At 48.0% G+C, this 24,308-nt stretch carries 25 protein-coding genes; 8 read left to right on the forward strand and 17 right to left on the reverse strand.

Annotated elements, in window-relative coordinates; genetic code table 11:
- From N530_RS0114495 to N530_RS0114510, 4 genes are all read right to left on the reverse strand, one after another.
- The gene (locus tag N530_RS0114495) at positions 1–303 is read right to left on the reverse strand and encodes a virulence factor (RefSeq protein WP_026481277.1); all 303 of its coding nucleotides are present in this window, start codon (positions 301–303) and stop codon (positions 1–3) included.
- A 100-nt stretch (positions 304–403) separates the two neighbouring features.
- On the reverse strand, positions 404–1,168 hold the full coding sequence (locus tag N530_RS18305) for a formyl transferase (RefSeq protein WP_051540993.1): 765 nt from the start codon (positions 1,166–1,168) through the stop codon (positions 404–406).
- The gene (locus tag N530_RS0114505) at positions 1,165–1,800 is read right to left on the reverse strand and encodes an exopolysaccharide biosynthesis protein (protein WP_211097914.1); all 636 of its coding nucleotides are present in this window, start codon (positions 1,798–1,800) and stop codon (positions 1,165–1,167) included. Before N530_RS0114505 ends, N530_RS18305 begins: the two co-directional genes overlap by 4 nt.
- Before the next feature lie 103 nt (positions 1,801–1,903).
- Positions 1,904–2,548 (reverse strand): DUF1638 domain-containing protein, encoded by a 645-nt coding sequence (locus tag N530_RS0114510; RefSeq protein ID WP_026481279.1) that lies wholly within the window; start codon positions 2,546–2,548, stop codon positions 1,904–1,906.
- 98 nt (positions 2,549–2,646) lie between these two features.
- Here N530_RS0114510 and N530_RS0114515 point away from each other — a divergent pair, with 98 nt between their 5' ends.
- The gene (locus N530_RS0114515; RefSeq protein ID WP_026481280.1) at positions 2,647–3,738 is read left to right on the forward strand and encodes a glycosyltransferase family 2 protein; all 1,092 of its coding nucleotides are present in this window, start codon (positions 2,647–2,649) and stop codon (positions 3,736–3,738) included.
- Positions 3,739–3,807: 69 nt separating this feature from the next.
- Here the strand turns inward: N530_RS0114515 and N530_RS0114520 are convergent, their stop codons facing one another.
- Entirely contained in the window at positions 3,808–4,506 is a 699-nt protein-coding gene (locus tag N530_RS0114520; RefSeq protein ID WP_018688350.1) for a cobalamin-binding protein, read from the reverse strand.
- A gap of 292 nt (positions 4,507–4,798) precedes the next feature.
- Between N530_RS0114520 and N530_RS0114525 the strand changes: the two genes are divergently transcribed.
- The gene (locus N530_RS0114525) at positions 4,799–6,409 is read left to right on the forward strand and encodes a trimethylamine methyltransferase family protein (protein ID WP_035267256.1); all 1,611 of its coding nucleotides are present in this window, start codon (positions 4,799–4,801) and stop codon (positions 6,407–6,409) included.
- Positions 6,410–6,567: 158 nt separating this feature from the next.
- On the opposite strand, the gene N530_RS0114530 is transcribed toward N530_RS0114525, so the two are convergent.
- On the reverse strand, positions 6,568–6,942 hold the full coding sequence (locus N530_RS0114530) for a rhodanese-like domain-containing protein (protein WP_018688348.1): 375 nt from the start codon (positions 6,940–6,942) through the stop codon (positions 6,568–6,570).
- Positions 6,943–7,019: 77 nt separating this feature from the next.
- Positions 7,020–7,529 carry a hypothetical protein gene (locus tag N530_RS0114535; protein WP_026481282.1) on the reverse strand — a complete coding sequence of 170 codons (510 nt, stop codon included), beginning with the start codon at positions 7,527–7,529 and terminating at the stop codon, positions 7,020–7,022.
- A 145-nt stretch (positions 7,530–7,674) separates the two neighbouring features.
- On the opposite strand from N530_RS0114535, the gene N530_RS0114540 reads away from it, so the two are divergent.
- Positions 7,675–8,784, forward strand: a complete 1,110-nt coding sequence (locus N530_RS0114540) for an S-(hydroxymethyl)glutathione dehydrogenase/class III alcohol dehydrogenase (protein ID WP_026481283.1) — start codon at positions 7,675–7,677, stop codon at positions 8,782–8,784.
- Positions 8,785–8,854: 70 nt separating this feature from the next.
- On the opposite strand, the gene N530_RS0114545 is transcribed toward N530_RS0114540, so the two are convergent.
- Positions 8,855–9,544, reverse strand: coding sequence for a PRC-barrel domain-containing protein (locus tag N530_RS0114545; protein ID WP_026481284.1), 690 nt, complete (start codon positions 9,542–9,544; stop codon positions 8,855–8,857).
- Between the two features lie 168 nt (positions 9,545–9,712).
- Here N530_RS0114545 and fghA point away from each other — a divergent pair, with 168 nt between their 5' ends.
- Positions 9,713–10,546, forward strand: coding sequence for an S-formylglutathione hydrolase (fghA, locus tag N530_RS0114550; RefSeq protein ID WP_026481285.1), 834 nt, complete (start codon positions 9,713–9,715; stop codon positions 10,544–10,546).
- 3 nt (positions 10,547–10,549) lie between these two features.
- On the opposite strand, the gene bmt is transcribed toward fghA, so the two are convergent.
- The 4 genes from bmt to N530_RS0114570 all read right to left on the reverse strand — a co-directional run bounded on the left by bmt (position 10,550) and on the right by N530_RS0114570 (position 14,405).
- The gene (gene bmt, locus N530_RS0114555; RefSeq protein ID WP_026481286.1) at positions 10,550–11,572 is read right to left on the reverse strand and encodes a betaine--homocysteine S-methyltransferase; all 1,023 of its coding nucleotides are present in this window, start codon (positions 11,570–11,572) and stop codon (positions 10,550–10,552) included.
- An 89-nt stretch (positions 11,573–11,661) separates the two neighbouring features.
- Positions 11,662–12,327, reverse strand: coding sequence for a methyltransferase domain-containing protein (locus tag N530_RS0114560; RefSeq protein WP_026481287.1), 666 nt, complete (start codon positions 12,325–12,327; stop codon positions 11,662–11,664).
- Between the two features lie 9 nt (positions 12,328–12,336).
- The gene (locus N530_RS0114565; protein ID WP_035267263.1) at positions 12,337–13,566 is read right to left on the reverse strand and encodes a DUF3419 family protein; all 1,230 of its coding nucleotides are present in this window, start codon (positions 13,564–13,566) and stop codon (positions 12,337–12,339) included.
- 17 nt (positions 13,567–13,583) lie between these two features.
- Positions 13,584–14,405, reverse strand: a complete 822-nt coding sequence (locus N530_RS0114570; RefSeq protein ID WP_026481289.1) for a UDP-2,3-diacylglucosamine diphosphatase — start codon at positions 14,403–14,405, stop codon at positions 13,584–13,586.
- A gap of 240 nt (positions 14,406–14,645) precedes the next feature.
- Here N530_RS0114570 and N530_RS0114575 point away from each other — a divergent pair, with 240 nt between their 5' ends.
- Positions 14,646–16,328, forward strand: coding sequence for an NADH-ubiquinone oxidoreductase-F iron-sulfur binding region domain-containing protein (locus tag N530_RS0114575; protein WP_026481290.1), 1,683 nt, complete (start codon positions 14,646–14,648; stop codon positions 16,326–16,328).
- Entirely contained in the window at positions 16,328–19,117 is a 2,790-nt protein-coding gene (fdhF, locus tag N530_RS0114580; RefSeq protein ID WP_026481291.1) for a formate dehydrogenase subunit alpha, read from the forward strand. Before N530_RS0114575 ends, fdhF begins: the two co-directional genes overlap by 1 nt.
- 20 nt (positions 19,118–19,137) lie before the next feature.
- Here fdhF and N530_RS0114585 read toward each other — a convergent pair whose 3' ends face one another.
- The 4 genes from N530_RS0114585 to N530_RS0114600 form a co-directional block, all read right to left on the reverse strand.
- Complete coding sequence (locus tag N530_RS0114585) at positions 19,138–19,584, reverse strand: glyoxalase superfamily protein (RefSeq protein ID WP_026481292.1); 447 nt, start codon at positions 19,582–19,584, stop codon at positions 19,138–19,140.
- A 178-nt stretch (positions 19,585–19,762) separates the two neighbouring features.
- Positions 19,763–20,101, reverse strand: a complete 339-nt coding sequence (locus tag N530_RS0114590; protein WP_018688336.1) for a Lin0512 family protein — start codon at positions 20,099–20,101, stop codon at positions 19,763–19,765.
- Positions 20,102–20,158: 57 nt separating this feature from the next.
- Complete coding sequence (locus N530_RS18740; protein WP_051540995.1) at positions 20,159–21,205, reverse strand: AraC family transcriptional regulator; 1,047 nt, start codon at positions 21,203–21,205, stop codon at positions 20,159–20,161.
- 56 nt (positions 21,206–21,261) lie between these two features.
- The gene (locus N530_RS0114600; protein ID WP_026481293.1) at positions 21,262–21,522 is read right to left on the reverse strand and encodes a hypothetical protein; all 261 of its coding nucleotides are present in this window, start codon (positions 21,520–21,522) and stop codon (positions 21,262–21,264) included.
- A 304-nt stretch (positions 21,523–21,826) separates the two neighbouring features.
- Between N530_RS0114600 and N530_RS0114605 the strand changes: the two genes are divergently transcribed.
- Positions 21,827–23,197, forward strand: coding sequence for an aspartate aminotransferase family protein (locus N530_RS0114605; RefSeq protein ID WP_026481294.1), 1,371 nt, complete (start codon positions 21,827–21,829; stop codon positions 23,195–23,197).
- An 87-nt stretch (positions 23,198–23,284) separates the two neighbouring features.
- Complete coding sequence (locus N530_RS0114610) at positions 23,285–23,671, forward strand: hypothetical protein (RefSeq protein ID WP_026481295.1); 387 nt, start codon at positions 23,285–23,287, stop codon at positions 23,669–23,671.
- Between the two features lie 7 nt (positions 23,672–23,678).
- Here N530_RS0114610 and N530_RS0114615 read toward each other — a convergent pair whose 3' ends face one another.
- The gene (locus N530_RS0114615; protein ID WP_035267265.1) at positions 23,679–24,266 is read right to left on the reverse strand and encodes a DUF922 domain-containing protein; all 588 of its coding nucleotides are present in this window, start codon (positions 24,264–24,266) and stop codon (positions 23,679–23,681) included.
- Between the last annotated feature and the right edge of the window lie 42 nt (positions 24,267–24,308).

Here is a 24,308-nt window from a genome sequence, read left to right on the forward strand (position 1 = left end):
TCAGCTTTCTTTGCCGTCGCCTTTGACCAATGCCACAAGACGAGCCTTATCATAATTTGCCTCAATCTCGGCGGCGGCAGCTTCTGCTTCCGCTTCCAGATCATCGCCAACAGGAACGGGGTCTGATTTTCGCCATTCAGCTAGATAAGCATCGGAATCTTTGGCGCCGACGCGCATTGCGCACATATCAATCGCTTCGGTAAAACGAAGCGACAGTTCGCGCTTTGCGACATTGCGACGTCCTGCTTTTACAATTACTTGCGCAGGAATATCACGCCAATATACGATGGTCTTGTCGGCCAAAATCAGTACCTCCAATTGAAATTTGAATGAATGTGTTGCTGTCAGCTTGTTGCATGACGACGAGGGAAGATCAAAAAGCGACAGAGCTTATTTAGACTGCTCACCAGATATTTTTAGTAATTCCATTCCAAAAGTATCCATAGACCGTTGGATGGTAGTGTTGTTTTGATACTCCTTGGACCGTCATTGGCTTCACATTGCCTTCGAGGGCAGATTTTACCGCCGCAATACATATATCGGCGCATTGTGCCGAGATCGTGTGATGATAGGTCAGGAAATTATCGTTCGGATGTGGTTTGCAGGTTTTCTGAGCAATGACATTGCCAGTATCAATGCCGGCATCAATGAAATGGACTGTGCCACCGAATCGATCCGGCCTGCCATCGATCAGCGACCAATAACCAGGATTGAGGCCGCGATAATCCGGTGTTAACCCGCCGTGAAAATTGAGTAGCGGTATGTCAATCGATGCGATGGTTGCTTTTGAAAATATACGCGTGCCGATGACTAATGTTGTCGCAATCTGATTATCACGCAGATGTCCGGCAAGGCTTCCATCATTGACGGAGCCAATATGGATTGTTTGAAGGTCGCTCGGCATCGTTTGCGACGTGTTATAATCAACTGAAATTTGCTGAAAACGCTTTTGTGCCCATGTTTTGCCAAGCTTGGATATGAATTGCATGGTTAATTGCGCCAGCGTTTGAAACCAGCCAATCTTGCGCGCGCGTCTTTTAAGAAAGGTGGATTTTGATTCGCTGCTTTCTACGATCAATAATGCATCAGGGAACTGCTGCTTGAGCAGATTGATTAGAATCGCAGGCGCAGAACCGCCCGCGGTTACAATTGCCAGCCGCTTGGTCATGCACCGATTATCCATGTCACGCCGAAATGGATGGCCATAACCATGCCGATAAGGACAGCGATTGAGATAGCGCCCAATGCGACGCCGATAAACAACAGGCGGCCATCACGCTCAGAAAGGGCCGCACCACATATGGCGCATGCAAATGCGGGGAACCAGTTGCCGAGCGGTACAGGTAAAATAACGGCAATGCCTAAAATTAATGCCCAGATGCCGATAATTTTTTCGGCGCTTTTAACATCTGGAAATGGCCACGCGCGGGGTTTTACGTAGCTTTCAAGTTTTTCCAATGCGGGGATGATCTTGGTTGTTAGCTTTTCGAATGCCTTTTTACTCAAGGATTGTTTGAGAAAAAACTCTGGTAGCCAAACGGTGTTACGCCCCAGCACCATCTGCATGGCGACAATAACAATGGGTATGCCCAAAACTATTGTGGAGCCGGGCGGGAAAGGCAGCATATTAATGAGGCAGGTGATAATGAGAAATGCTGCAAATGATCTGCCCGCAAGCGCCTCACGAATGCAGCGAATGGTAACTTTTGAGTCGCCCTCACGGGCCGCGAGTCCGCGCAAAACAGCTGATAGCGGACGTGGATGATACTCATCGCTTGCCGGTTCTACTAGCATAGTCATCGTCTCATCCGTCTGCTGTAACATCAAATTGCTCGCACTACATCGCCATTAGGCGCAATTACCTGTCGCCTTTATGACTACACGCAATTTACAACTAAATTATTTACGAAATGCCGTTATCCGGAATTTGGGTATTGGCAATTGCAGGTGCAAGGTCTCCATAGCCGGTAAACTTGCGGATATAATTTAAACCCAAAATTGCGGCTATTTCTTGTGCTCTTCTGTCCAATTCAGTGTCATTTGTTTGGGCTAAATACAGCGCTGTCGTGTAATTGCCGAAATACATTTCTAACAGCTCTGGATGTTTGAGTATTCCAAGTGGTTTAAGCAAAAAGTTCTCATAATGACGGGCTAAAAAGTCCGTGATGAAGAAGGTCGTTGTGTAATCGTCGCTTGTTTTGTCAAAAGACTGATTGCCGATATAAAATGAAAAGCAGTGCGGTCCTTCTATGCGTTCCACACCGTGTTTTTGACAGATTTTATCGAGCTGTCCGCCTGTGCCACAATCTGCGTAGCCAATAAATATATTGTCGTAGCCTTCGCTGCGCGCTTTAACGATTGCTTCGTCAATCGCTGGTGCAATTAATTGCGGCTTATGATGGTAATCAGCAGGCAGGCAAGTCAGTGAGACGTGCCCAAATCCATTCATTTCGCAAACATCTAAAATTTCACGTGCGATCATACCGCAGGCAATCACACGGGTTTTTGCCTTTTCAGAGATGTCTGTTATTGGGTTTTTGTTGGGCATTCATTCACCTTTGCCTATGTAATAGCTCTTTGATGGGTGTTTTGGCCAGTGTGTATACGTCGTAGTATTGTCGCATTGGCTCATAGTTAGGGGACGACATGCAAGCTCCGGAACTTACGGTTGTTCTTCCGGCATTTAATGAGTCGAAGAATATTGAGCCGCTTGTTGGAAAAATCGCTGATGCAATGGGCAAAATTGCCCATGAAGTGATTGTCGTTGACGATAATAGCCCTGACGACACAACGGGTGTGACGCGCAGATTGGCCGCCAAGCATCCGCATGTTCGTTGTATTCGGCGTGTCGGGCGGCGGGGCCTATCGGGTGCCTGTATTGAAGGTATGATGGCGGCTAATGCACCGGTTGTGGTTATTATGGATGCAGACATGCAGCATGATGAAACTCGTTTGCCAATCATGCTGGATGAAATCAAAAATGGTGCGGACCTTGTTATCGGTTCGCGCTATGTCGATGGCGGCGATCATAAGGCTGGCTTTAATCAAAAGACACGCGCAAAAGGTAGCGAGATTGCGACGACAATGGCCAATTATATTACCGGCCATTATACATCAGATCCGATGAGCGGGTTCTTTATGTTAACGCGCCAGACGGCAGATAAAGCTGCTGAAACCGTTTCAAAAGACGGCTTTAAAATCCTTTTTGATATTGTCAGCCGTTATGGCGATAGGCTTAAAATCAAAGAAGTGCCGTTTCAGTTTCGCGAGCGCGTCGAAGGCGAGAGTAAACTCGGCTTTCTCGTCACAATCCAATTTTTGGGTCTTTTGGTGTCCCGTTTTACTGGTGGCCTAATACCTATGCGCTTTATGCTTTATGGGCTTGTGGGTTTTACCGGATTGTTCGTCCATATGGCGACATTGTTCGCTTTGCATTATGGCGCCAATGTTGATTTTGCCGCGGCGCAATTTGCTGGCGCATTTGCTGCGATGACATCTAACTTTATCCTCAACAATAGCGTCACCTATGCGCACCGAAAATTGAAAGGTAACCGCTTTTGGATTGGCCTTTTGACATTCTATGCGGTGTGTAGTGTTGGTGCATTGGCAAATGTTTCCATTGCGCAAAGCTTTTTTGAACTTAATCAATCGACATTGTTTGCAGGATTTGCCGGAGCGCTTATGAATGCAGTCTTTAATTATGCTGTCACGAAACTTGTGACATGGCGCGATACGTGACGCCAAAGTAATTTTGTTATAAAAAAAAGGGCTGCTTTTGCTGCCCTTTTATTTTGATTTATGAAGCTACTAAGCTAATTCTTGGTTGTGCTTCCGCTTCATGAATTCCTTTGCTGTTTCCACAGCAACAGCTGCGTCGCGGCAATAAGCATCGGCACCAATTGCTTTGCCGAAGTCTTCATTGAGCGGCGCGCCGCCCACAAGCACGATAAAGTCATCGCGCATGCCTTTTTCTTTCATCGTATCAATAACGACCTTCATATAAGGCATTGTGGTCGTAAGAAGGGCTGACATGCCTAAAATGTCTGGCTGCTCTCTTTCCAACGCTTCGAGATATTCTTCAACAGGCGTATTGATGCCCAAGTCGATAACATCAAAGCCAGCGCCTTCCATCATCATGCCGACGAGGTTTTTGCCGATGTCGTGAATGTCGCCTTTAACAGTGCCGACAACCATTTTCCCAAGTTTTGGCGCGCCTGTTTCAATCAACAGAGGCCGCAAAATGAACATTCCGGCTTTCATAGCGTTTGCTGAGAGCAAAACTTCCGGCACAAACAAAATGCCATCACGGAAATCTTCTCCAACGATACGCATACCCTCAACAAGAGCTTTGGTTAGAACCTCATAAGGTTCCCATCCTCGCCCAAGAAGAATATTTGTGCCCTCGGTAATCTCTTCTTTGAGACCATCATAAAGGTCGTCATGCATTTGCTGCACGAGTTCGTCGTCTGACAATTCACTTAGGATGATTTCTTCTTCGTCGGACATAGTAAACTCCTCGGCTATGCGCGATAATAACGTAAGTCTAGCGTGGTTTTTCTTAACAAGTTGAATCTGGTGCGACGTTACTTAATACGAAAACGACACGATAGGCTTAACGTTTAAACATAAGGGTATCCTTATGTCATTATGTGTGAACGATCAAGGGGTTCTTATGCGTCATGTGAATTATAATGTGTCGTCTTAAAGCTAGACGAAGGCGCGTATTGAAGGACCAAGAATCATTGTTGGCTGAATATGAGATTAAGACTATGTAGTCTCGCACTGTGGGGATAGGCAAATGAGCGATTCTGAAAATTTTGATGATATTATTCCAACACCGGAAGGTGGCGGGGAGGAGGTTCATGTGCCTGCACGTGCGCGCTCGCGCAAAGCAGGCCGAGGCGCAGCTGGGCGAAGAGCTGCACGTACTGGCGGCGGCCCGGGCGAAAGCCAATCATATATAAAGCGTAAGATTCCGGTTTATGAGGTTTTGAACGAAGAGGCTTTGGCGCTCATCGAAGCGAATGCTGATAAAATTCTTGAAGAAATCGGCATTGAGTTTCGAGAAGACGAAGAAGCATTGCGAATGTGGCGTGAGGCTGGCGCAATGGTTGAAGGCGAGCGCGTTCGTTTTCCCAAAGGGCTTTGCCGCGAATTGCTTAAAACAGCGCCGTCAATCTTCACGCAACATGCCCGTAATCCGGAACGATCTGTCCAAATTGGCGGCGATGCGACTGTGTTTGCGCCTGTTTATGGACCGCCATTTGTGCGCGATCTTGAGGGTGAACGTCGGTATGCGACGATTGAAGATTTCCGCAATTTTGTAAAATTGGCTTATATGGCACCTGCCATGCACCATTCGGGCGGCACTGTTTGTGAGCCTGTTGATGTGCCGGTCAATAAGCGTCACCTCGATATGGTTTATAGCCATATCAAATATTCAGATAAACCATTCATGGGATCGGTCACTGCGCCAGAACGCGCTGAAGACACGATTTCAATGGCGAAAATTGTGTTTGGCGAGGAGTTTGTTGATAATAATTGCGTTGTTATCAATCTAATTAACGCCAATTCTCCGATGACATTTGATGGCACGATGCTTGGTGCGGCAAAGGTTTATGCCCGTGCGGGGCAGGCTTGTATCATTTCGCCGTTCATTCTTGCAGGCGCTATGAGCCCCGTCACCGTTGCGGGAACTTTGACACAAGTTTTGGCCGAAGTATTGGCGGGCGCTGCCTTCACGCAGCTTTGCCGTCCAGGTGCGCCGGTTTTGTTTGGTACATTTGCTGCTTCAATTTCCATGCAGTCAGGTGCGCCAACATTTGGTACGCCTGAACCTTCTTTGGTGTCTTATGGTGCTGCGCAATTGGCGCGTCGCTTGGGCTTGCCGTTCAGAACAGGCGGATCTCTTTGCGGATCAAAAGTGCCGGACGCACAAGCAGCGCATGAAAGTGCCAATACAATCAATATGACGCTGCTTGCTGGCACGAACTTTGCACTTCACTCGGCTGGATGGTTAGAGGGCGGTCTTGTTTCTTCCTATGAGAAATTCATGATCGACGTTGACCAGCTTGGTATGATGCAGGCGATGAGCCAAGGGGTTGATATTTCAGAAAATGGGCAGGCCTTGGATGCAATTGCAGAGGTTGGTCCGGGGTCCCACTATCTTGGATGCGCGCATACGCAAGCAAACTTCCAGACAGCATTTTACCGCTCTACAGTCGCTGACAATAATTCTTATGAGCAATGGCTTGCAGAGGGCGAAAGCCGTGTTGAAAGCCGTGCGAACAAGCTTTGTCGCCAATGGCTTGACCAGTATGAAGCACCGGCCCTTGATGAGGAAATTGACGCAAAACTCTTGGCCTTCATCGAAGACAAAAAGAATTCGATGCCGGACGCATTCACCTGAACACAGCCCGTTCACGCCAGGGAGACAGGCAGTGTGCGCCAGATGGCCCGCCTTATCCATGGTGAAGTGTGGCGTGTAGAGAGTAAGTAATATAATAAAGGCGGCGCGCTATAATCAGCGCCCCGCCTTTTTTAATGACCGTTATTGGCTAAAGCGAATTAGTCTTCCATATCGCCGCCGGCTTCTTTCCAGTCGCCAATGCCGCCAATATTTGTGACGTTCTGATAGCCCATATCTTTAAGTGTTTTGCCTGCAAGAGCGGCTTGACCACCAGCGCCGCATACAAGGTAGAGATCAGCGTCTTTTTGCAATACTGGATTGTGGAATTGCATCTCGCTATCGGCCGCAAATTCCATAAAACCGCGGGCAATGCGATGCGCACCTTTTATAGTGCCGCTTTTAGCAATGTCACCAGAATCACGCACATCAATAAATGTGCCGCCGCCAGACTTGTATTTCGCAATTGCTTCTTCCGCTGAAATGCGCGGAACGCTGGCGTTGGCTTCTTCGAGATAATTTTTTGCAGATTTCATGGTCTTACTCCTGTTGATGGTTCGATCAATAGGTAAGAAGCATACGCTAAAAAAACGAGGTGGTTCGCGCTTTTATTTTAAGTATCTGCGGGTTTTTCTGTGAGCCAGAACTTATATGCGTTGGCGTGTGTGCAATGGGCCAATTTCTCGCGTTTGTTGCGAAAATCAAGACTTAAACTTTCTAATTGCTGTTTTCGTGCGACGGGTAATTTTCCTAACTCATCGGGTAGTGACGTATAAAATTTACGCGCAACATTGGCACGAAGATCGGAAATTTCACCTTGTTTTTCATTGGCTTTCAAGCCGAATTGATTAACTATTTCATAGTCAGTCGCAATGTTTAAAGTGAAAAAATTAAGGTGTTCTGGCGGAAGTTCCGTTTGATATATTTGCGCTGCACATATGGCCACACCCTTAGCAAGGACATCTTCTATGCCTGCCTTATCGCTTTTATAAGCTTTGGCATTATGCATAATATAAGCACGAATTTGCTGGTGTGATGAAGTGACACGATCATACTCGCTATAGGCTGCGCCGCCGATGACGGCAAGCAGCGCCATGCCTGCAATGAGAATGCGTGGTTTCATCAATATTCCTTCCGAATAGATAGTATCCCACCAAAACTGTAAAAAATGATAAACAGCACGAAAATTCCTTTTAACGTGCCTATGGCTGGCTTGCATCACACAGCCATGCGCGGCAAGGTTTGCAAAAATATTAACGGAGAATGTTATGAAAACACGTGCCGCTGTAGCCTTTGAAGCAGGTAAACCGCTTGAAGTTGTCGAGGTTGATTTGGACGGCCCAAAATCTGGTGAAGTTCTGGTTGAAATGAAGGCAACGGGTATTTGTCATACGGATGAATTTACTTTGTCGGGCGCAGATCCTGAGGGCGCATTTCCAGCAATTTTGGGCCATGAAGGCGCTGGTATTGTTGTTGAAGTTGGTCCGGATGTGAAAGATTTAAAAGTAGGCGATCATGTGATCCCGCTTTACACACCTGAATGCCGTGAGTGCGAATATTGCCTCAATCCGAAAACCAATCTTTGCCAGAAAATCCGCACGACACAGGGCCAAGGCGTGATGCCGGATGGCACAAGTCGCTTCTCTTATAAAGGCAAGCCTATACTTCACTATATGGGATGTTCTACATTTTCGAACTATTCCGTTTTGCCTGAAATTTCGCTGGCTAAAGTGCGCTCCGATGCGCCTTTCGACAAGATTTGTTATATTGGTTGCGGTGTTACAACCGGCCTTGGTGCCGTTATGTTTACGGCCAAGGTAGAGCCAAATTCGACGGCTGTTGTTTTTGGTCTCGGCGGTATCGGCCTTAATGTCCTTCAAGGGTTGCGAATGGTTGGTGCGCGCCAGATCATTGGCGTTGATATGAACCCTGCTAAAGAAGCGATGGCACGCCAATTTGGTATGACCGATTTTGTTAATCCAAACGACATTAAGGGCGATTTGACCGGACATTTGGTTGAGCTTACTGGCGGCGGTGCGGATTACTCATTTGAATGTATTGGCAATACAAATGTTATGCGCACAGCGCTGGAATGTTGCCATAAAGGGTGGGGCGAAAGCATCATTATCGGCGTTGCACCAGCAGGGGCGGAGATTGCTACGCGTCCATTCCAACTTGTAACCGGTCGTTCGTGGCGCGGTTCAGCATTTGGTGGTGCAAGAGGGCGTACTGATGTGCCGAAAATCGTTGATATGTATATGGAAGGCCGCATCGATATTGATAGCTTGATCACGCATACAATGCCTTTAGACGATATCAATAAAGGCTTTGATTTGATGCATTCAGGTGAGAGCATTCGCTCTGTTGTTCTCTATTAAGTTTTAAACGAACACATGAAAAAGCCGCCTCCAATGGAGGCGGCTTTCTATTTAGACCAGTAAAATGTGCTTACTGCGCTGGAACTTCTTCTTTAGGTGCTTCCATTGTTTCAGGAGCAACTGGAGTTTCAGCCATCGGCTCTGCCGTTGTCATTGCTTCTTCTTCTGAAGCCTGTTCTTCTTTGGTTGTAAATTCTGGCGCTGCTTCCAGTTCTTCTTTCGTGCTGTTGAGCACTAGAAGTGTATCGCCTGAATCTGGGTCGGTTTCAAAAGTGATTGCATCAAAATTGATCGCAACGCTTTTCTCACCGATGCCGAGGAAGCCGCCAACACCGACGATAACGCCAGCTAGGTCGCCTTCTGTAGACACGATAATCTGTTCTACATCGCCAAGTGATTCACCTGCCGTGTTTTTGATATCAGAACCGATCAGATCGTCAGATGTCATCTGATTAGCAGCTTCATATACGAAGAATTTCTCCGTGCTGGTTGCGGCCATATCTGCCGTTGGCGCAGCATCCATATCCGTTGCTGGCATAGCTTCTTCTGACTCCATAGCAGGCTCAGTCATTGTGTCTGTGCCGACCTCTGCTTCAGGCGCTTTTTCCATTGTTACCGCACCATCCGCAGGTGCTTCCATCTGCTCTTGTGTAGTTTCTGGCTGCGCTGCGTCCTGTGCAAGTGCCACGGGTGTAGCGAACGCCATTGCGCTGAATGCTACTGTTGCGAGTGCTGTAGAAAGGTTCAATTGCTTTTTCATTTTTTCTCTCCAATCTTGCCGTTGAGGCTGTTATGCTGCAACAACGACAAGAGCTGGGTTCGGTTCCTCTTGTTGTTTGAAAATTTTTCGATTTTTATATTAAGATACTGAAATATATTGCTATTTTAGATTGTGACCATTGTGTGTCTGAAAGCTATGGAGTTGGTTTTGAAGCTTGTTGAGCAAAAAAAGACTTTTGATGGGGCGCTAGAAGTGTTCGATCACGAGAGTGAATCTTGTCAGTGCACGATGCGGTTTGCCGTATATACGCCGCCACAAGCTAAGACCGCTAAAGTGCCGGTCCTATGGTATCTATCGGGCCTGACCTGCAATTGGTCCAATGTGATGGAAAAAAGCGGCATTATGCGTTTGGCCGCTGAATTTGGCTTCATGGTTATCGCACCTGATACATCGCCGCGCGGTGAGCAGGTTGCCAATGATGATGCTTATGATTTGGGGCAGGGCGCAGGGTTTTATATCAATGCGGCCGAAGCGCCGTGGGCAAAACACTTCCAGATGGAAACATATATTATGGAAGAGCTGCCTGCATTGATTGCTAAGGAGTTCTTAAATGCTGATATGGATAAGCAAGGCATTATGGGCCATTCAATGGGTGGACATGGTGCGTTAAGCTTGCATCTCAAATATCCGGGGCGCTTTAAATCTGTTTCCGCCTTTTCGCCAATCGTTGCGCCATCGCAAGTGCCGTGGGGCGAGAAAGCGTTTTCTACATATATAGGTGATGATCGTGCAGCTTGGAAAGCGCATGATGCGTGTGCGTTGATGTCATCATCAAGCGATGTGCCGATTTTGATTGATCAAGGAACGGCAGATAATTTTCTTGATGAGCAGTTACGGACACATTTGTTCGCGGAGGCTTGTGAGGCCGTTGGGCAAAAAGCTGAAATCAATATGCGTGATGGGTATGATCACTCATATTACTTTATCGCGACATTTCTGCCCAACCATTTTGATTGGCATGCAAAAGCGTTGAACGCTTAAGTTTTACTTGCGGCGGCGTCCACCGCTGCGGCGCTCTCTTTGCGGGCCTTCACCGGCTGCTGCCGCTTTGGTGTTACGCATCGGGCCAATTTGGTCGCAAATAAATTCAACCGTTGGGCGCTCGGCTTTCACATGATTGTCGAGCGCGACACGCATCGCACGCAAATGATCGCATGATGTGCCGCAACAACCGCCGATAATGGCTGCACCACCGTCGATGGCCAGTTCAACATATCTTGCCATCAGGTCAGGGGTGCCGGAATAAACGATTTTATCGTCTTGAAATTCTGGAATACCGCAATTGCCCTTGATGACGATTTTCGCATCGGGTGCAGCGTCTTTCATATCGAGCAGCGAAGACAAGATATCGGAAGCACCAACACCGCAATTTGCGCCGTAAGCTGTTGGCGCTTGTGGTGATTTTTCAAAAATCTTACCCATTTCAGCCGGATGTATGCCCATCATGGTTTTGCCTGCCGTATCAAAAGATGCGGTGCAAACAAATTCCATGTCTTCTGCGGCAGCGGCCTCTGATGCTGCTTGCATTTCGCCGCTGGCAGACATTGTTTCGATCCAGATAACATCCACACCGCCAGCCTTTAGGCCCTTAATTTGTTCGCGGAATGACTCCACTGCAAATTCATAAGTTAGAGCGCCAAGTGGGACGAGCAGTTCACCTGTTGGGCCGACAGAACCGGCAACGATTATTTTGCGATCTGCTTTATCTGCAACGCTGCGCGCAATTTCAGCGGCTTTTTTATTGAGTTCGAAAACACGATCTTCGGCTTTGTGAAGCTTTAAGCGTTGGCGCGTACCACCAAATGAGTTGGTCAGAAAAATATCAGCACCGGCATCAACAAAGTCCTGATGCAGTTTGACAATTTTTTCTGGTGCGCTTTCGTTCCAAAGTTCTGGCGCTTCTCCTGCTTCCAGTCCCATCGCAAATAGGTTGGTGCCCGTTGCGCCATCGGCAAGAAGAACGCCTTTTTCAGCGATGAAATCAGCAAGAGGTGTTGCGGTTGTCATTAGATGCTCCAAGATTCAGAATGTTATATAAAGAAATAAAGAAATCTTTATGTGTTTGCAACGCTTGATTCTTGTCGCGTTCATTCAATCTAGGATATGGATGGTTTTTTGATGACCGTGAAGTGTGCATAGCCACGATAGAGAGTGCCGAATTCAGCGGTGCCGTGGACTGTTCTGGCAATTCTACGCGTTACCGTTTCAAGGTCCTGCCGTGGCTGAACATGAAATTTGCGCAACCAGCCATAGAGCGCATTTTTAAACCAGTTCGGGAGTTTTGCTTGATTGCCAAAATCAACAATCCAAAGTTCGCCGCCTGGTTTTAATTGGTGCGCGGCATGTTCAATCGTGGCTTTCCAATCAGGTATCATCGACACCGCATAGGAGAGCAATATTCTGTCGAATTTTGAAACGTCAAAAAGCGCTGCCCCGTCAAAATTGGTGGCATCGCCCTTGGCAAGTTGAACCTTACCTTGAAGGCCCGTTCTTTGCAGATTGGCTTTTGCGGATTTGAGCATTTCTTCAGAAATATCCAAACCATAGAGTTTTGCGGTTGGATAAAGCTTTGCCCCTAAACACAAATTTCGCCCCGTACCGCATGCAATTTCGAGCATGGTGCCGTTTTGGGGCACAGCTAAGCGTTGCAAAATTTGATCGCGCCCAAGCAGGTAAAACTTACGAGTCGCGTCATAAAAATAGCGCTGCTTACCATAAATGGTATCCATCAAGGATGCGTGGCTGTGATCTGCGTTGCTCAAAATCTTACTCTATTTTCGGGTGTAAATATGAAAGCCGCCATAAATCGCAGAGCGGTCTTCCAGATTGAGCGCTTGTGAGCGTTGTTGATCATAATGCCAGTTGCCGAGCACTTGGGCATCCACGCGCCCTTGAAGAATGTCATTCGTACCAGCGGTGCGGTAGATTACGCGCGCGCCACTTTGGGCGGTGCGATCAATTTGTTTCCACATGGCGTTGAGCTGTTGATCGGTCATCCAGTCTTGCGCGTCGAGTAGGATGTAGCAATTTTTAGTCTCGGCGGGCATTTCCTCCAGCAGATCGGTGAGGTTGCGATTGTGGATTTCGGCCTTGTGAACATTGTTGCGCACAGTTTCATAGTGTTCTTTTTGTAGATATAGGGGCAGCGGTCCTGTGCCATCTTGTTTGTAAGAGCGGTTAAACGCCTGCCAAGCAAAGTAGTTTTCATTCAATGGAAAATCACACATGAGCTTGCGTGTGCGCTCGGTGAGTACGGCATGAATGTCGCCATCTGCGGCTCCGGCAAGTGCCTCATATTGCTGCGGCGGAATGCCGAGACCAAAAAGAGATGCACGGTTAGACGTGATGAATTTGATGAGTTTTGCATTAAGAGCAGGGCGCATTTTTGCGTCGAAAAATGCTTTTTGCTCTGCCTGTGTTTTGCAGGCCAAAAACGCTTTGTAATCCACGCCCAATAGTCGTGACATGAAATGTGCAATGCCGATGAACTTACCAAGTGCGCCGTAACGGTAAAAACCATCTTCAAACATATCGATCCGGCGCGCGCGTAAGCCTTTGCGCCCATTCCAATAGTCTAGCGATTGCTGATCCAAATAGGGGGCAATATAATGGTCAAATAATGCAGCATTGCCTTTGACATTTGCTTTGCCAAAAAACTGATAAAAAGCATCATAATCAGGCAAGTGAAGTGCAGCGGTATATTTCAAACGGTTGAGCGCGATGTGAGCCGGAGACAAATCAACCGCAGTTATGGATGCTGGCTGGGCGGTCAGGTAGCTCATAATATTGCAGCCACCAGAAGCAATCGTAACAACATGATCGGTGTGCTGAATGTTCAGTGCCTTCATATCTTGCTCTGGGTCTTCCCATATTTGCGGATAGACCAAGCCCGTGAATGTTTTGGCAAACATACGCTCTAAAATACCATCTATGCTGAGGGCTTTATTGCGTTGTACGGCTGCACCAAGCTGAGTGCGTACAGTGTTTTGAATTGCTGACATTGTGTGATTTCTGCCCTTTAAGCGGCGGATTGTTTGCCATTCGTATTGGTTGATTGTGGAGCGCTGGCGGCCAATAATTTAAGGTTTCTAAGGCGCATCTCTTCGGCCCAATCGACGAGATGAAACTTGCCACTTTCATCTTCTAAAATTGCCGTGCAACTCTCCACCCAGTCGCCTGTGTTTACATAACGAATGCCGTTTAAATCATGCAGTGCGGCATGGTGAATATGGCCGCAGATAACACCGTCAACGCGTGTCTTTTTCGCTTCTGTTGCGAGCGCTTCTTCAAAGTCGCCAATAAAATTGACAGCTTGCTTAACCTTGAGTTTTGCCCATTTAGATAGGGACCAATATTGGCCACCCCAAAGGCGGCGCACACGATTGAACCACCCGTTGAACCAGAGCAAAAAGTCATAGGCCCAGTCACCTGCATGGGCGAGCCATTTTGCGCCCATGACAACCATATCAAACTGGTCGCCGTGAATGACGAGATATTTCATGCCGTCAGCGGATATGTGAATGTCGCGGTCGCGTACTTCGATGCCGCCAAAATGCGTGCCGAGGAAGCCGCGCAGCATTTCATCATGATTGCCCGGAATATAAATTATTTCAGTACCCTTACGCGCTTTGCGCAATAGCTTCTGAACAACATCATTATGCGTTTGAGGCCAATAAAATGCCTTCTTCATTCGCCAACCGTCAAAAATGTCACCGACGAGATAAATCTTGTCGGCATCATTATGGCGCAGAAAGTCCAACAGCATTTCAGCTTGGCAGCCGCGTGTGCCCAAATGTACATCGGAAATGAAAATCGTTTTGTGGTGCTTGGTTTCAATCATAGCAGAACCGTTTTTAATTTCAGTTCGCTAGATCAGATTCATATGTCAGCTATATGAACATGCTGTGGTTCAAAATGTGAGATATTTGAACTGTATGTTTTGCAATGGGTGGTCGTGGGCCGCAAAATCCAGTAATCATTTAAACCGTAGATAAACACGACGCATTAACGACGCTTTAGAAAAAGCCTATTGCTCTTTGCCGTATTAAGTTGTGATAATGATGATATTGGATGATTTAAGATGAATGATTTGACGCCCATGCGCAAAGGCCGAAAAAGCAGTCTTACCAAAGGACGTCAGCTTGAAGACACAGCGCTGGACGAAGTAAGGCTTGCTTTGGCAGGCGCATCTCTTGCCCGCGATTTGCTAATCGAAAATCTTCACAAAATTCAAGACATGTTCGGCTGCATTGAAGCGCGTCATATTCGCGCTCTGGCTGAGGAAATGCGCATCGGCCAAGCCGAAATATATGAAGTTGCATCCTTCTACGATAATTTTGATGTTATTCGGGAAGACGACGAAAAACCTGCGCCGCTAACCATTCGCGTGTGCGATTCACTGTCCTGTATGATGAATGGTGCGGAAGATCTGATCGCAAATTTAAGCGCAAATGCGAACCCAAATCATGTGCGCGTTTTGCGAGCGCCTTGCATGGGGCGCTGTGCTGGCGCACCTGCAGCGCGCATTGGCGACCGCGAAGTAGACAATGCTTCGGCGGAAAAGCTTCTTAAAATGAGTGAGCTTGGCGAGTTTGATGTTGCTGTGCCTGACTATATCAATCTTCATGCCTATCAGGAGAGCGGTGGATATCAGGTGCTTGACCGTGTGCGTGCCAACGAGCTGACTGCTGACATGTTGATTGAAACGCTCAGCGGGGCAGGTTTGCGCGGTCTTGGTGGAGCAGGGTTTCCAGCGGGTAAAAAATGGGGCTTTGTCAAAGGCTACCCCGGTCCGCGCCTGATGACCATCAATGGTGATGAAGGCGAACCTGGTACATTTAAAGATCGGTACTATCTCGAAAGTGATCCGCATCGCATGTTTGAAGGTGCAATTGTTGCAGCTCATGCGGTCGAAGCGACACGTATCTATCTTTATATGCGGGATGAATATCCTGCTGTTTTGGAAATTTTGCGCACTGAAATTGCAGCGCTTGAAGAAGCCGAAATCATAGACAAAGGCTTTATCGAATTACGGCGCGGCGCTGGCGCATATATATGCGGCGAAGAAAGCGCGATGATCGAGTCGATTGAAGGTAAACGCGGGTTGCCACGGCATCGCCCGCCTTACATCGCAGAGGTTGGTTTGTTTGGCCGGCCAACACTTAATCACAATGTTGAAACATTGTGGTGGATACGTGATATCGTGGAAAATGGACCTCAATGGTTTGAAGATCAGGGCAAACCTGACCATCCAGGTATTCGGTCATGGTCTGTGTCGGGCCGTGTTAAAGAGCCAGGGGTCAAACAAGCGCCAGCTGGTGTTACCGTGCGCGAACTGATTGATGAATATTGCGGCGGTATGGCCGATGGACACAAATTCAAAGCCTATCTTCCGGGCGGTGCATCGGGCGGCATTTTGCCTGCATCCATGGATGATATTCCGCTGGATTTCGGCGATAGTCTTTTCCAGCATGGCGCGTTTGTGGGATCGCACGCTGTCGTAATCTTATCCGATCAAGATAATATCAAAGATGCGGTCATCAATTTGATCGATTTTTTCGCGCATGAAAGTTGCGGCCAATGTACGCCATGCCGAAGCGGTACTGAAAAATTATCCAAGCTTTTGCGCAAAGAAGGCAAGCTGGATGAAGAAACCATCCGCGATATTGAACAAGTTATGCGCGATGCGTCGATCTGTGGTCTGGGGCAGGCGGCACCCAATCCGGTCAATCATTTGCTGACCCATTTTAGGGAGGATTTGTGATGAGCAAGCAAGTCAGTTTTACTCTTAATGGCAAGTCGGCAATCGCCGAAGATGGCGAAACCATTTGGCAGGTTGCAAAGCGCGAAGGCGTGGACATTCCTCACCTATGTTATCTTGATAAGCCCGGTTACCGCTCGGATGGTAACTGCCGTGCATGCATGGTGGACATTGAGGGCGAGCGTAATCTTGCTGCATCATGTATCCGTAAACCTTCAGAGGGCATGAAGGTAAATACGGCGACAGAGCGTGCAGAAAAAAGCCGCAAAATGGTATTTGAAATGCTCGCCGCTGATATGCCTGCGCGCGATAGCGGCCCTGATGATAAATCCGTCTTTTGGGCATGGGCGGAAAGCTTTGGCATTGACGGTTCGGACCGTCTGCCGAACAAATTTGCCGATGCCTCGCGCGAAGTGCATGACATTTCAAATCCGGCCATTGCTGTGAATATGGATGCATGTATTGCCTGCGGTCTATGCGTGCGTGCGTGCCGCGAAGTGCAGGTTAATGATGTGATCGGCATGGCGCAGCGCGGCTCTCATTCGGTACCTGTTTTTGATATTCATGACCCGATGGGGCTTTCTACCTGCGTGACATGCGGCGAATGTGTTCAGGCTTGTCCAACCGGAGCGCTTTACGAAAAAACGCTTATGGATGAGGCGGGAAAAACACGCCAAATCAAAGAGTTTGATAAATCAGTCAATTCCGTTTGTCCGTTTTGCGGTGTTGGTTGCCAGACAACGATTAATGTCAAAGACAATAAGATTGTTCAGGTAGATGGCCGCGATGGACCGGCCAATGAAAACCGGCTCTGTGTTAAAGGCCGCTTTGGTTATGACTATGCGATGAGCAATGAGCGCCTAACCAAGCCGTTGATCCGCCGTGATGATGCGCCCAAGCGCGGCGATATCGATATGCGTTTTATGAAAATCGAAGACGTTTTTCGCGAAGCGACATGGGAAGAAGCGATGGCTAAGTCCGCTGAAGGGCTGATGGCGATAGAAAAGGAATATGGCGGCGATGCGCTCAGCGGTTTTGGTTCAGCCAAGGGTTCGAACGAAGAAGCTTATCTGTTCCAGAAATTGGTGCGCCAAGGTTTTGGCACCAATAATGTCGATCATTGTACGCGGCTTTGCCATGCTTCGTCGGTTGCAGCGCTGCTAGAGGGCGTTGGGTCCGGTGCTGTGTCTGCGCCATTTACAGATGCAATGGTGTCTGACTGCGTGATCATTATTGGCGCACGCCCAGCCACCAACCATCCGGTTGCTGCGACCTATTTCAAGCAAGCGGCAAAAAAGGGCACCAAGATCGTTGTCATGGACCCGCGCAAGCAGGACATGATGAAATTTGCAGAGCATGCTCTGCAGTTCAAGCCGGGTACAGATGTCGCGATGCTGAATGCCTTGCTGCATGTGATCGTTGATGAAGAGCTTTATGATGAGCAATATATTCAAGCAAATGTAACGGGCTTTGCGGCGCTTAAAGAAAAGGTCAAAGACTTTGCGCCCGAAGACATGGCCGAAGTTTGCGGCATTCCGGCAGAGACTTTGCGCGAAGTGGCGCGTCTTTATGCAACGTCCGAGCGGTCCATCATTTTTTGGGGTATGGGTATATCCCAACATACGCATGGCACGGATAATTCTCGCTGCCTGATTGCGATGGCTTTGATTACGGGGCAGATCGGGCGTGAAGGCACAGGTCTGCATCCATTGCGCGGCCAAAACAATGTGCAAGGGGCCTCTGATGCGGGCCTTATTCCGATGTTTTTGCCTGACTATAGAAGCGTTGAGAACGCCGATATTCGTAGCCAGTTTGAAAATGTTTGGGGCGCGACCATTGATCCGAAACGCGGTCTTACCGTTGTTGAAATCATGGATGCTATCCATGAAGACAAGATCCACGGCATGTATATTATGGGCGAAAACCCAGCAATGTCGGATCCAGATCAGCTTCATGCGCGTGCAGCACTCGCCAAACTGAAACATCTTGTTGTTCAAGATATTTTTCTGACTGAAACAGCATGGCATGCTGATGTGGTTCTGCCAGCTTCTGTGCATTCAGAAAAGCTTGGTACATTTACCAATACGAACCGTCAGATACAGATCGGTCGGCCAGCGCTTGATCCGCCCGGTGAAGCGCGACAGGACTTGGACATTATCATTGATCTTGCCAACCGGATGGGCCTTGGCTGGACTTATGGTGACGTTAGCGATGTCTACAATGAAATGATGCTTGTTATGCCATCATTGAACAATATTCCTTGGTCGCGTCTGATTAAAGAAGATGCTGTTACCTATCCTGCGAAAAGCGAAAATGAACCGGGAAGTGCCGTGATTTTTGACGACGGTTTTCCAACGGCTGATGGCAGCGGTAAGCTGGTGCCTGCGGATTTGCGTGCACCGGATGAAGTGCCGGACGAAGAATTTCCGATGGTGCTGACAACGGGCCGCTTGCTTGAACATTGGCACACAGGGGCAATGACACGCCGTTCAAATGTTCTTGATCATATTGAACCGGAAGGCATTGCCGCCATGAACCCGTATGAGATTGCGCGTCAGGGCTTGGTTGTGGGTGAAATGGTGAGCGTTGAGACGCGGCGCGGAGCGATTTCAGCCGTGTTGCGCGCCGACCGCGAAGTGGCGGATGGTATGATTTTCATTCCGTTCTGCTTTAATGAAAGCCCAGCGAATGTGCTTACAAATCCGCAGCTTGATCCATTTGGCAAGATCCCTGAGTTCAAGTTCTGCGCGGCGAAAATTGGACGATATGAAGAGGTTCAGGCAGCAGAATAAACTGCTGCCTTTGTCGTTTTTCACCCGTGCACATGCCCAAGAATCGATAAATGCGGTTCGCCATCGCTGGTTTTTGCTGGTGAATCGCCTTTAATGTCGATTTGCGCATTGATGCGTTTTCTGAAAGCTGAAAAGCTATCAAATGTGACAACATCAACAGCTTCATCCAGATTAAGCGTCACACGGAAATAAGCCCCGCCGCCTTGCTCTGTCACCGATAGGACGCGGCCGGTGAACGGTTGTTTGAGATATGTGCCACGCACATGATCGCCAACTTGTACCGAAATGTCTGGATAATTTGAGAGCAGGGCCGCAGCGGTGTTCCAGTCTCTGTAGCCTAGTTCTTTGGCGGCCAACTCAAGTGCTTGGCCGTGCGATAGCTGATTGCCGGTTTTTGATTGTTCAACCCGCATTTGCCGTGCGCGGAATTTGGCACGCTGTAGTGGTGTGTTATTGTTCGAGTGCATTCTTGCCTCCGTTGAGGCGGTCTTTGAAGTGGGGCTCACATTACCACATGACCGCAATAAACGGGATGCAGAATTCAACTTTAAAAAGGTTTCACCATTTTCAGTGAGCGGCAGGCACCTCAAGCCCAAGGCGGCATTAGCCTCAAACTTGCTTGCTTGTCAAACCCAAAGATGATGCTCAGATATCGAGCCAAACTTGCACAGCGGCAACTGCCATTGTCGTCACGCCGCCAGTATCAGGCTTTCCTTGGTCCAGCCCGCCAATTTCAGCTGTGACCGTTATGTCGCCATAAGGGAAGACTTTGGCAACTTCTGCCGTGTCCACGAGGTCTGGCTTTGCAATGCCGATGACGCATTTAACGACCATCTCTGACGGGTCTTTATCAAGTGCATGGGCGACAGTAAGCGAGTTGCGATAGAGCGCATCTTTGACGGCGCGTATTGCTGCCTTTGTGTAATCCTGACCACGCAGATCAACACCCATACCAAATTCAGTTGCAAATCGTTTTAGCGCCATAATGCTTCGTTCCTTTGCTAAAGATGCGTTGTGCTGTGCTCAGTTTTTAGCCAGCGATTATGCCGTTTGAGTAAGGCTTTGTTCTCTAAATTCCGTCGGACTTTGCCCTGTTCTTTCACGAAAAGCACGGTTAAACGGTGCCAGAGACGTGTAGCCTAAATCAAAGGCGAGGCTGGTGATTTGCTCGCGCGCAAAGCTTGGTTCGGCAAGTCGCTTTTTCGCGTCCGCTATACGATGATCATTGATAAAGGCGGCGAAATTTCTGTAACCGAGACCATTGTTGATCAGTTTGCGCAGACGATGTTCTGGAATGTTCATCTGAGCGGCCAATTGACCAATTGAAAGGCCGGAATGCAAATAAGCACCTTCTTCCATGAGATCGCGCAGACGCCCCAGATCAATACGGTCTGCCGCGCTTAGTTCTTCAGTATTTAAGGTCAAGTTTTGTGCGGATATTGATAATGGCAACAGGGATTGACGCAATGTCAAAACAGATATGACCAAAATAATGCCGACACCTAAAATCGCGCTCGCAACGGTAATGCGGGCAACAGCATGTTGTATTTCTATTGTTTCAAGAATTTCAATGCCGATAATTGCAACGCCGATCAGTGGAACAAGTACGCGCATGGCACGCCCAAAGTGACGCCGTGAAGCCACAAGATCATCGCGGTAGCAGCAGCGAACTCTTTTAATGGTCCAGCCCATAAGCAGGGTCACGATGATGAGTTGCAGCGTTTTTGCGTAGATTGCTATAGGCGGAAACGGGATGCAGATAAGATAAAGAGTGCCGATCAAAATGAGCGGAACTGCTTTGTACCACCGCCATTTATAATTATCATCATGCAGTGCTTCAATGAAGAGCCAGAAAAAGGCAGGCGATAACATGCCGAGCATTTTAAATGGGATGACGTAAAGCCCCATTGCTTCGCGCACGATGGGGAGAGCAACGACTGAATAAACAGCTGCGCCTGCCAAAAACAGGCTGCCAAATGCAGCGGCAGCGGTAATCGGGCGCCTTGCGAGGAGCTGTAAAACTAAAGCCATGCAAAGGGCAGCGGCGCCGCCTCTCATAGAGCTTTCAATGAGTTCGATAATCGTCATGCAAGTCAGATATATCAGCAGCGCTCAATTTAAAAGAGCACTGCTGATAATGGCGCTTATATGCCGAAGTTGCCGATGGGGGCACTAGGGAATTGTGGGTTGGGATTTCCCTTAGTGATGCGGCAAACAAAGTCGGCACCAGGCGCAGACGGATCACATGTTTTAATGCTGCCAGTTGCTTGGTTGTCTAGCTCTACAATTTCAGCGTTTTGTTTCGGTGCTTTATTGTCAGCACTTGCTGTTGTGATACCCATTTGCATTGCTGCAATAAGTGTAATCGCTGCGATTGCTGTTTTATTCTTTTTGAGGTCAAACATCTTGTGTCCCTTTCGTTTAATAAATTCGATGGGCTAGAGATGGTTGATCTATTGGCTTCGTGCTGCGCAGATTTGAAAACAGTTCAGTCATTTTCAAAAACGATCAGAGGTTTTTAAAAATGATTTGCCCTCAACCGACATTTGTTGATTGCCAAGTTTTGTAGCTCTGATAGGCTTCTGTCATGAGATTGAAAACCACAAAATTGTCACGCCAAGCGGAGCTTTTATTGCTTTGCGCACGGATCGGCTATTCGCCGCCGCATTTTTCCTGATTCATTAATTTTCTCAACTTCAGGAACTGACCATGACTTTTCAAAATTATTCGACTGAACAACTTCAAAAAATGGATGCTAAACATCATTTGCATCCCTTCACTGATCACAAAGAATTACGTGATGCTGGTAGCCGCATCGTTACGCATGCCAAGGGTGCCTTTATTTACGATAGCGAAGGCAACGAGATTCTCGATGCTATGGCAGGTCTTTGGTGTGTTAATATTGGCTATGGATTTGACGAATTAGCGGATGTTGCCGCAGAGCAAATGCGCGAATTGCCATATTACAATTCATTCTTCAAATGTACGACGCCAACGCCGGTTTTGCTGGCAGAGAAAATTGCATCACTTGCACCCGATAATATGAACCAAGTGTTCTTTGGCTCATCGGGCTCTGAGGCTAATGATACAGCGCTTCGTTTGGTGCGCCATTTTTGGGTGCTGGAAGGCAAGCCAGAAAAGAACATCATTATATCACGCGACAATGCCTATCATGGCTCCACCGTGGCAGCGACCTCGCTTGGCGGTATGAGTGCAATGCACGAACAGCTCAATGGCGCTGTACCGAACATCAAACATGTGATGTGTCCTTATTATTATGGACTTGCGCAAGAAGGTGAAAGCGAAGAGGCATTTGGCCTACGTGCTGCTAAAGCCGTGGAAGATGCAATTCTCGAAGCTGGACCTGAAAATGTGGCGGCGTTTATTGGCGAGCCAATTCAGGGTGCGGGCGGGGTTAAAATTCCGCCGGCAAGCTATTGGCCTGAAATTCAACGCATATGCGAAAAATACGACGTGTTGTTGATGCTGGATGAAGTGATTACCGGCTATGGCCGCACTGGCGATTGGTTTGCGGCACAGTCGATGAATATCAAAGCGGATACGATAACGACGGCCAAGGGGCTCACATCAGGTTATATGCCTTTGTCTGCACTGATTGTTGGTGACCGTGTTGCCAAGACATTGGTTGAAAAGGGCGGTGAGTTTTATCACGGTTATACTTATTCAGCGCATCCTGTTGCCTGTGCTGTCGGCCTTCGCAATTTGGAAATCATTGAACGTGAAGGAATGATTGAGCAGGTTCGTGATGAAACGGGTGATTATCTGCTCAAGAGCCTTCAAGATAAGATTGGCGATCATCCTTTGGTCGGTGAAATTCGCGGAAAAGGCTTTTTGATTGCGATTGAAATCGTCAAGGACAAGAAAAGCAAATCACGTCACGAACCATCGGGTGCAGGGGCGAGTGCTGTGCGCGATAACGCAATTGCTAATAATATTATGATGCGTGCTGTTGGCGATACGATGATTATGTCGCCGCCATTGATCTGGACACGCGAACATATTGATATGGCTGTTGAGCGGGTTAAGGCTGCACTTGATGGGGCTATGAAAACACTTTAGTAGCGCCTATGCTGCACTGCAGCGCGATAAAGCTTGATTTTATTGCGCTGCAGCATTATGTGTGATTTCCAATGATCGGAGATCACTATGTTTACGCCTGTTGACTTATTTGACTTATCACTCAAAAGGCGTTCATCCGGAATGGATGTTATGGTGCTCGCACCTTGGGTTATCGCCATGCGTATGCCAGCTTTGGCGTATGAAGTTGCGACACCTTGGCTTGCTAAAAATGGCAAGCGTGGCGGTGAGGGCGAATTGGCTCTAACCGAAAAAACGGCTGCCCTCATGGAAAGCTATAATGCGGCTCAAGCTGAGATGATTTCAGCATGGAGTTCGCTTGTTATCGGCGCTATGCGCGGCGAAGTTCCAAATGCCCAAGGAATTTCTAAATCACTTCAAGATATTTCGGATGCGAGCATTGAGCCAATGGCTAAACGCGTTCGGGCAAATTACAAAAGACTACGAAAAGGCTGAATTTGGCTTAAGCGTCCTCAAATATGGCTGCTAGTCGTTTCTGCTCAATAGCATCGAATCGTTTTTGAGCGCGGTCATGGCTGCGCAATATGCGTTTGAATGTTTTTTCGGCCACTTTATCAAGCTTTTCGCATGTTTTATGCGTTGGAAGCGCCATTAGGCTTTCACCTATTTGTTTGGCAAATTGCTCTGCAATCTTTACGTGCATCTGCTCGTGAAGTTTCGCATATTTTGAAAGCCCATCCCAAGCGCGGCGCAAGTCACGGTCTTTCGATGCGCGTCTGTCTGCCCAGCGCGGTAATGTAATATCAGCCTTCACGCGGAATTTTGCAGTCTTGAAACTGCAACCAGCTTTTGTGGTTTCTTGTAAGACGGAAACTGGCTCAAAACTAATCGCAGCAGAGGCAAGCGCATGGCCGCTCAAGGGCCCTTTGACGCGAAGCTCGCGGTCGATTTGTGCGCCTGTTTGCCCGTTAACTGTATAGAAGCTCGTCTTAACGGCTGGGCTTGTGCTCACGCATCCGAAAAGTGACGTAAGGGCAATAAAAATACAGCCTTTGCGCAATGTTGGCTTCACTGCCATGAAAGTGATCATCGAAGCTCCTTTGATTCTTCAAGAGCATTCAGCACTTGCCGG

The sequence above is a fragment of the Ahrensia sp. 13_GOM-1096m genome (genome assembly GCF_000620605.1).
Lineage (GTDB): Bacteria > Pseudomonadota > Alphaproteobacteria > Rhizobiales > Rhizobiaceae > Ahrensia > Ahrensia kielensis.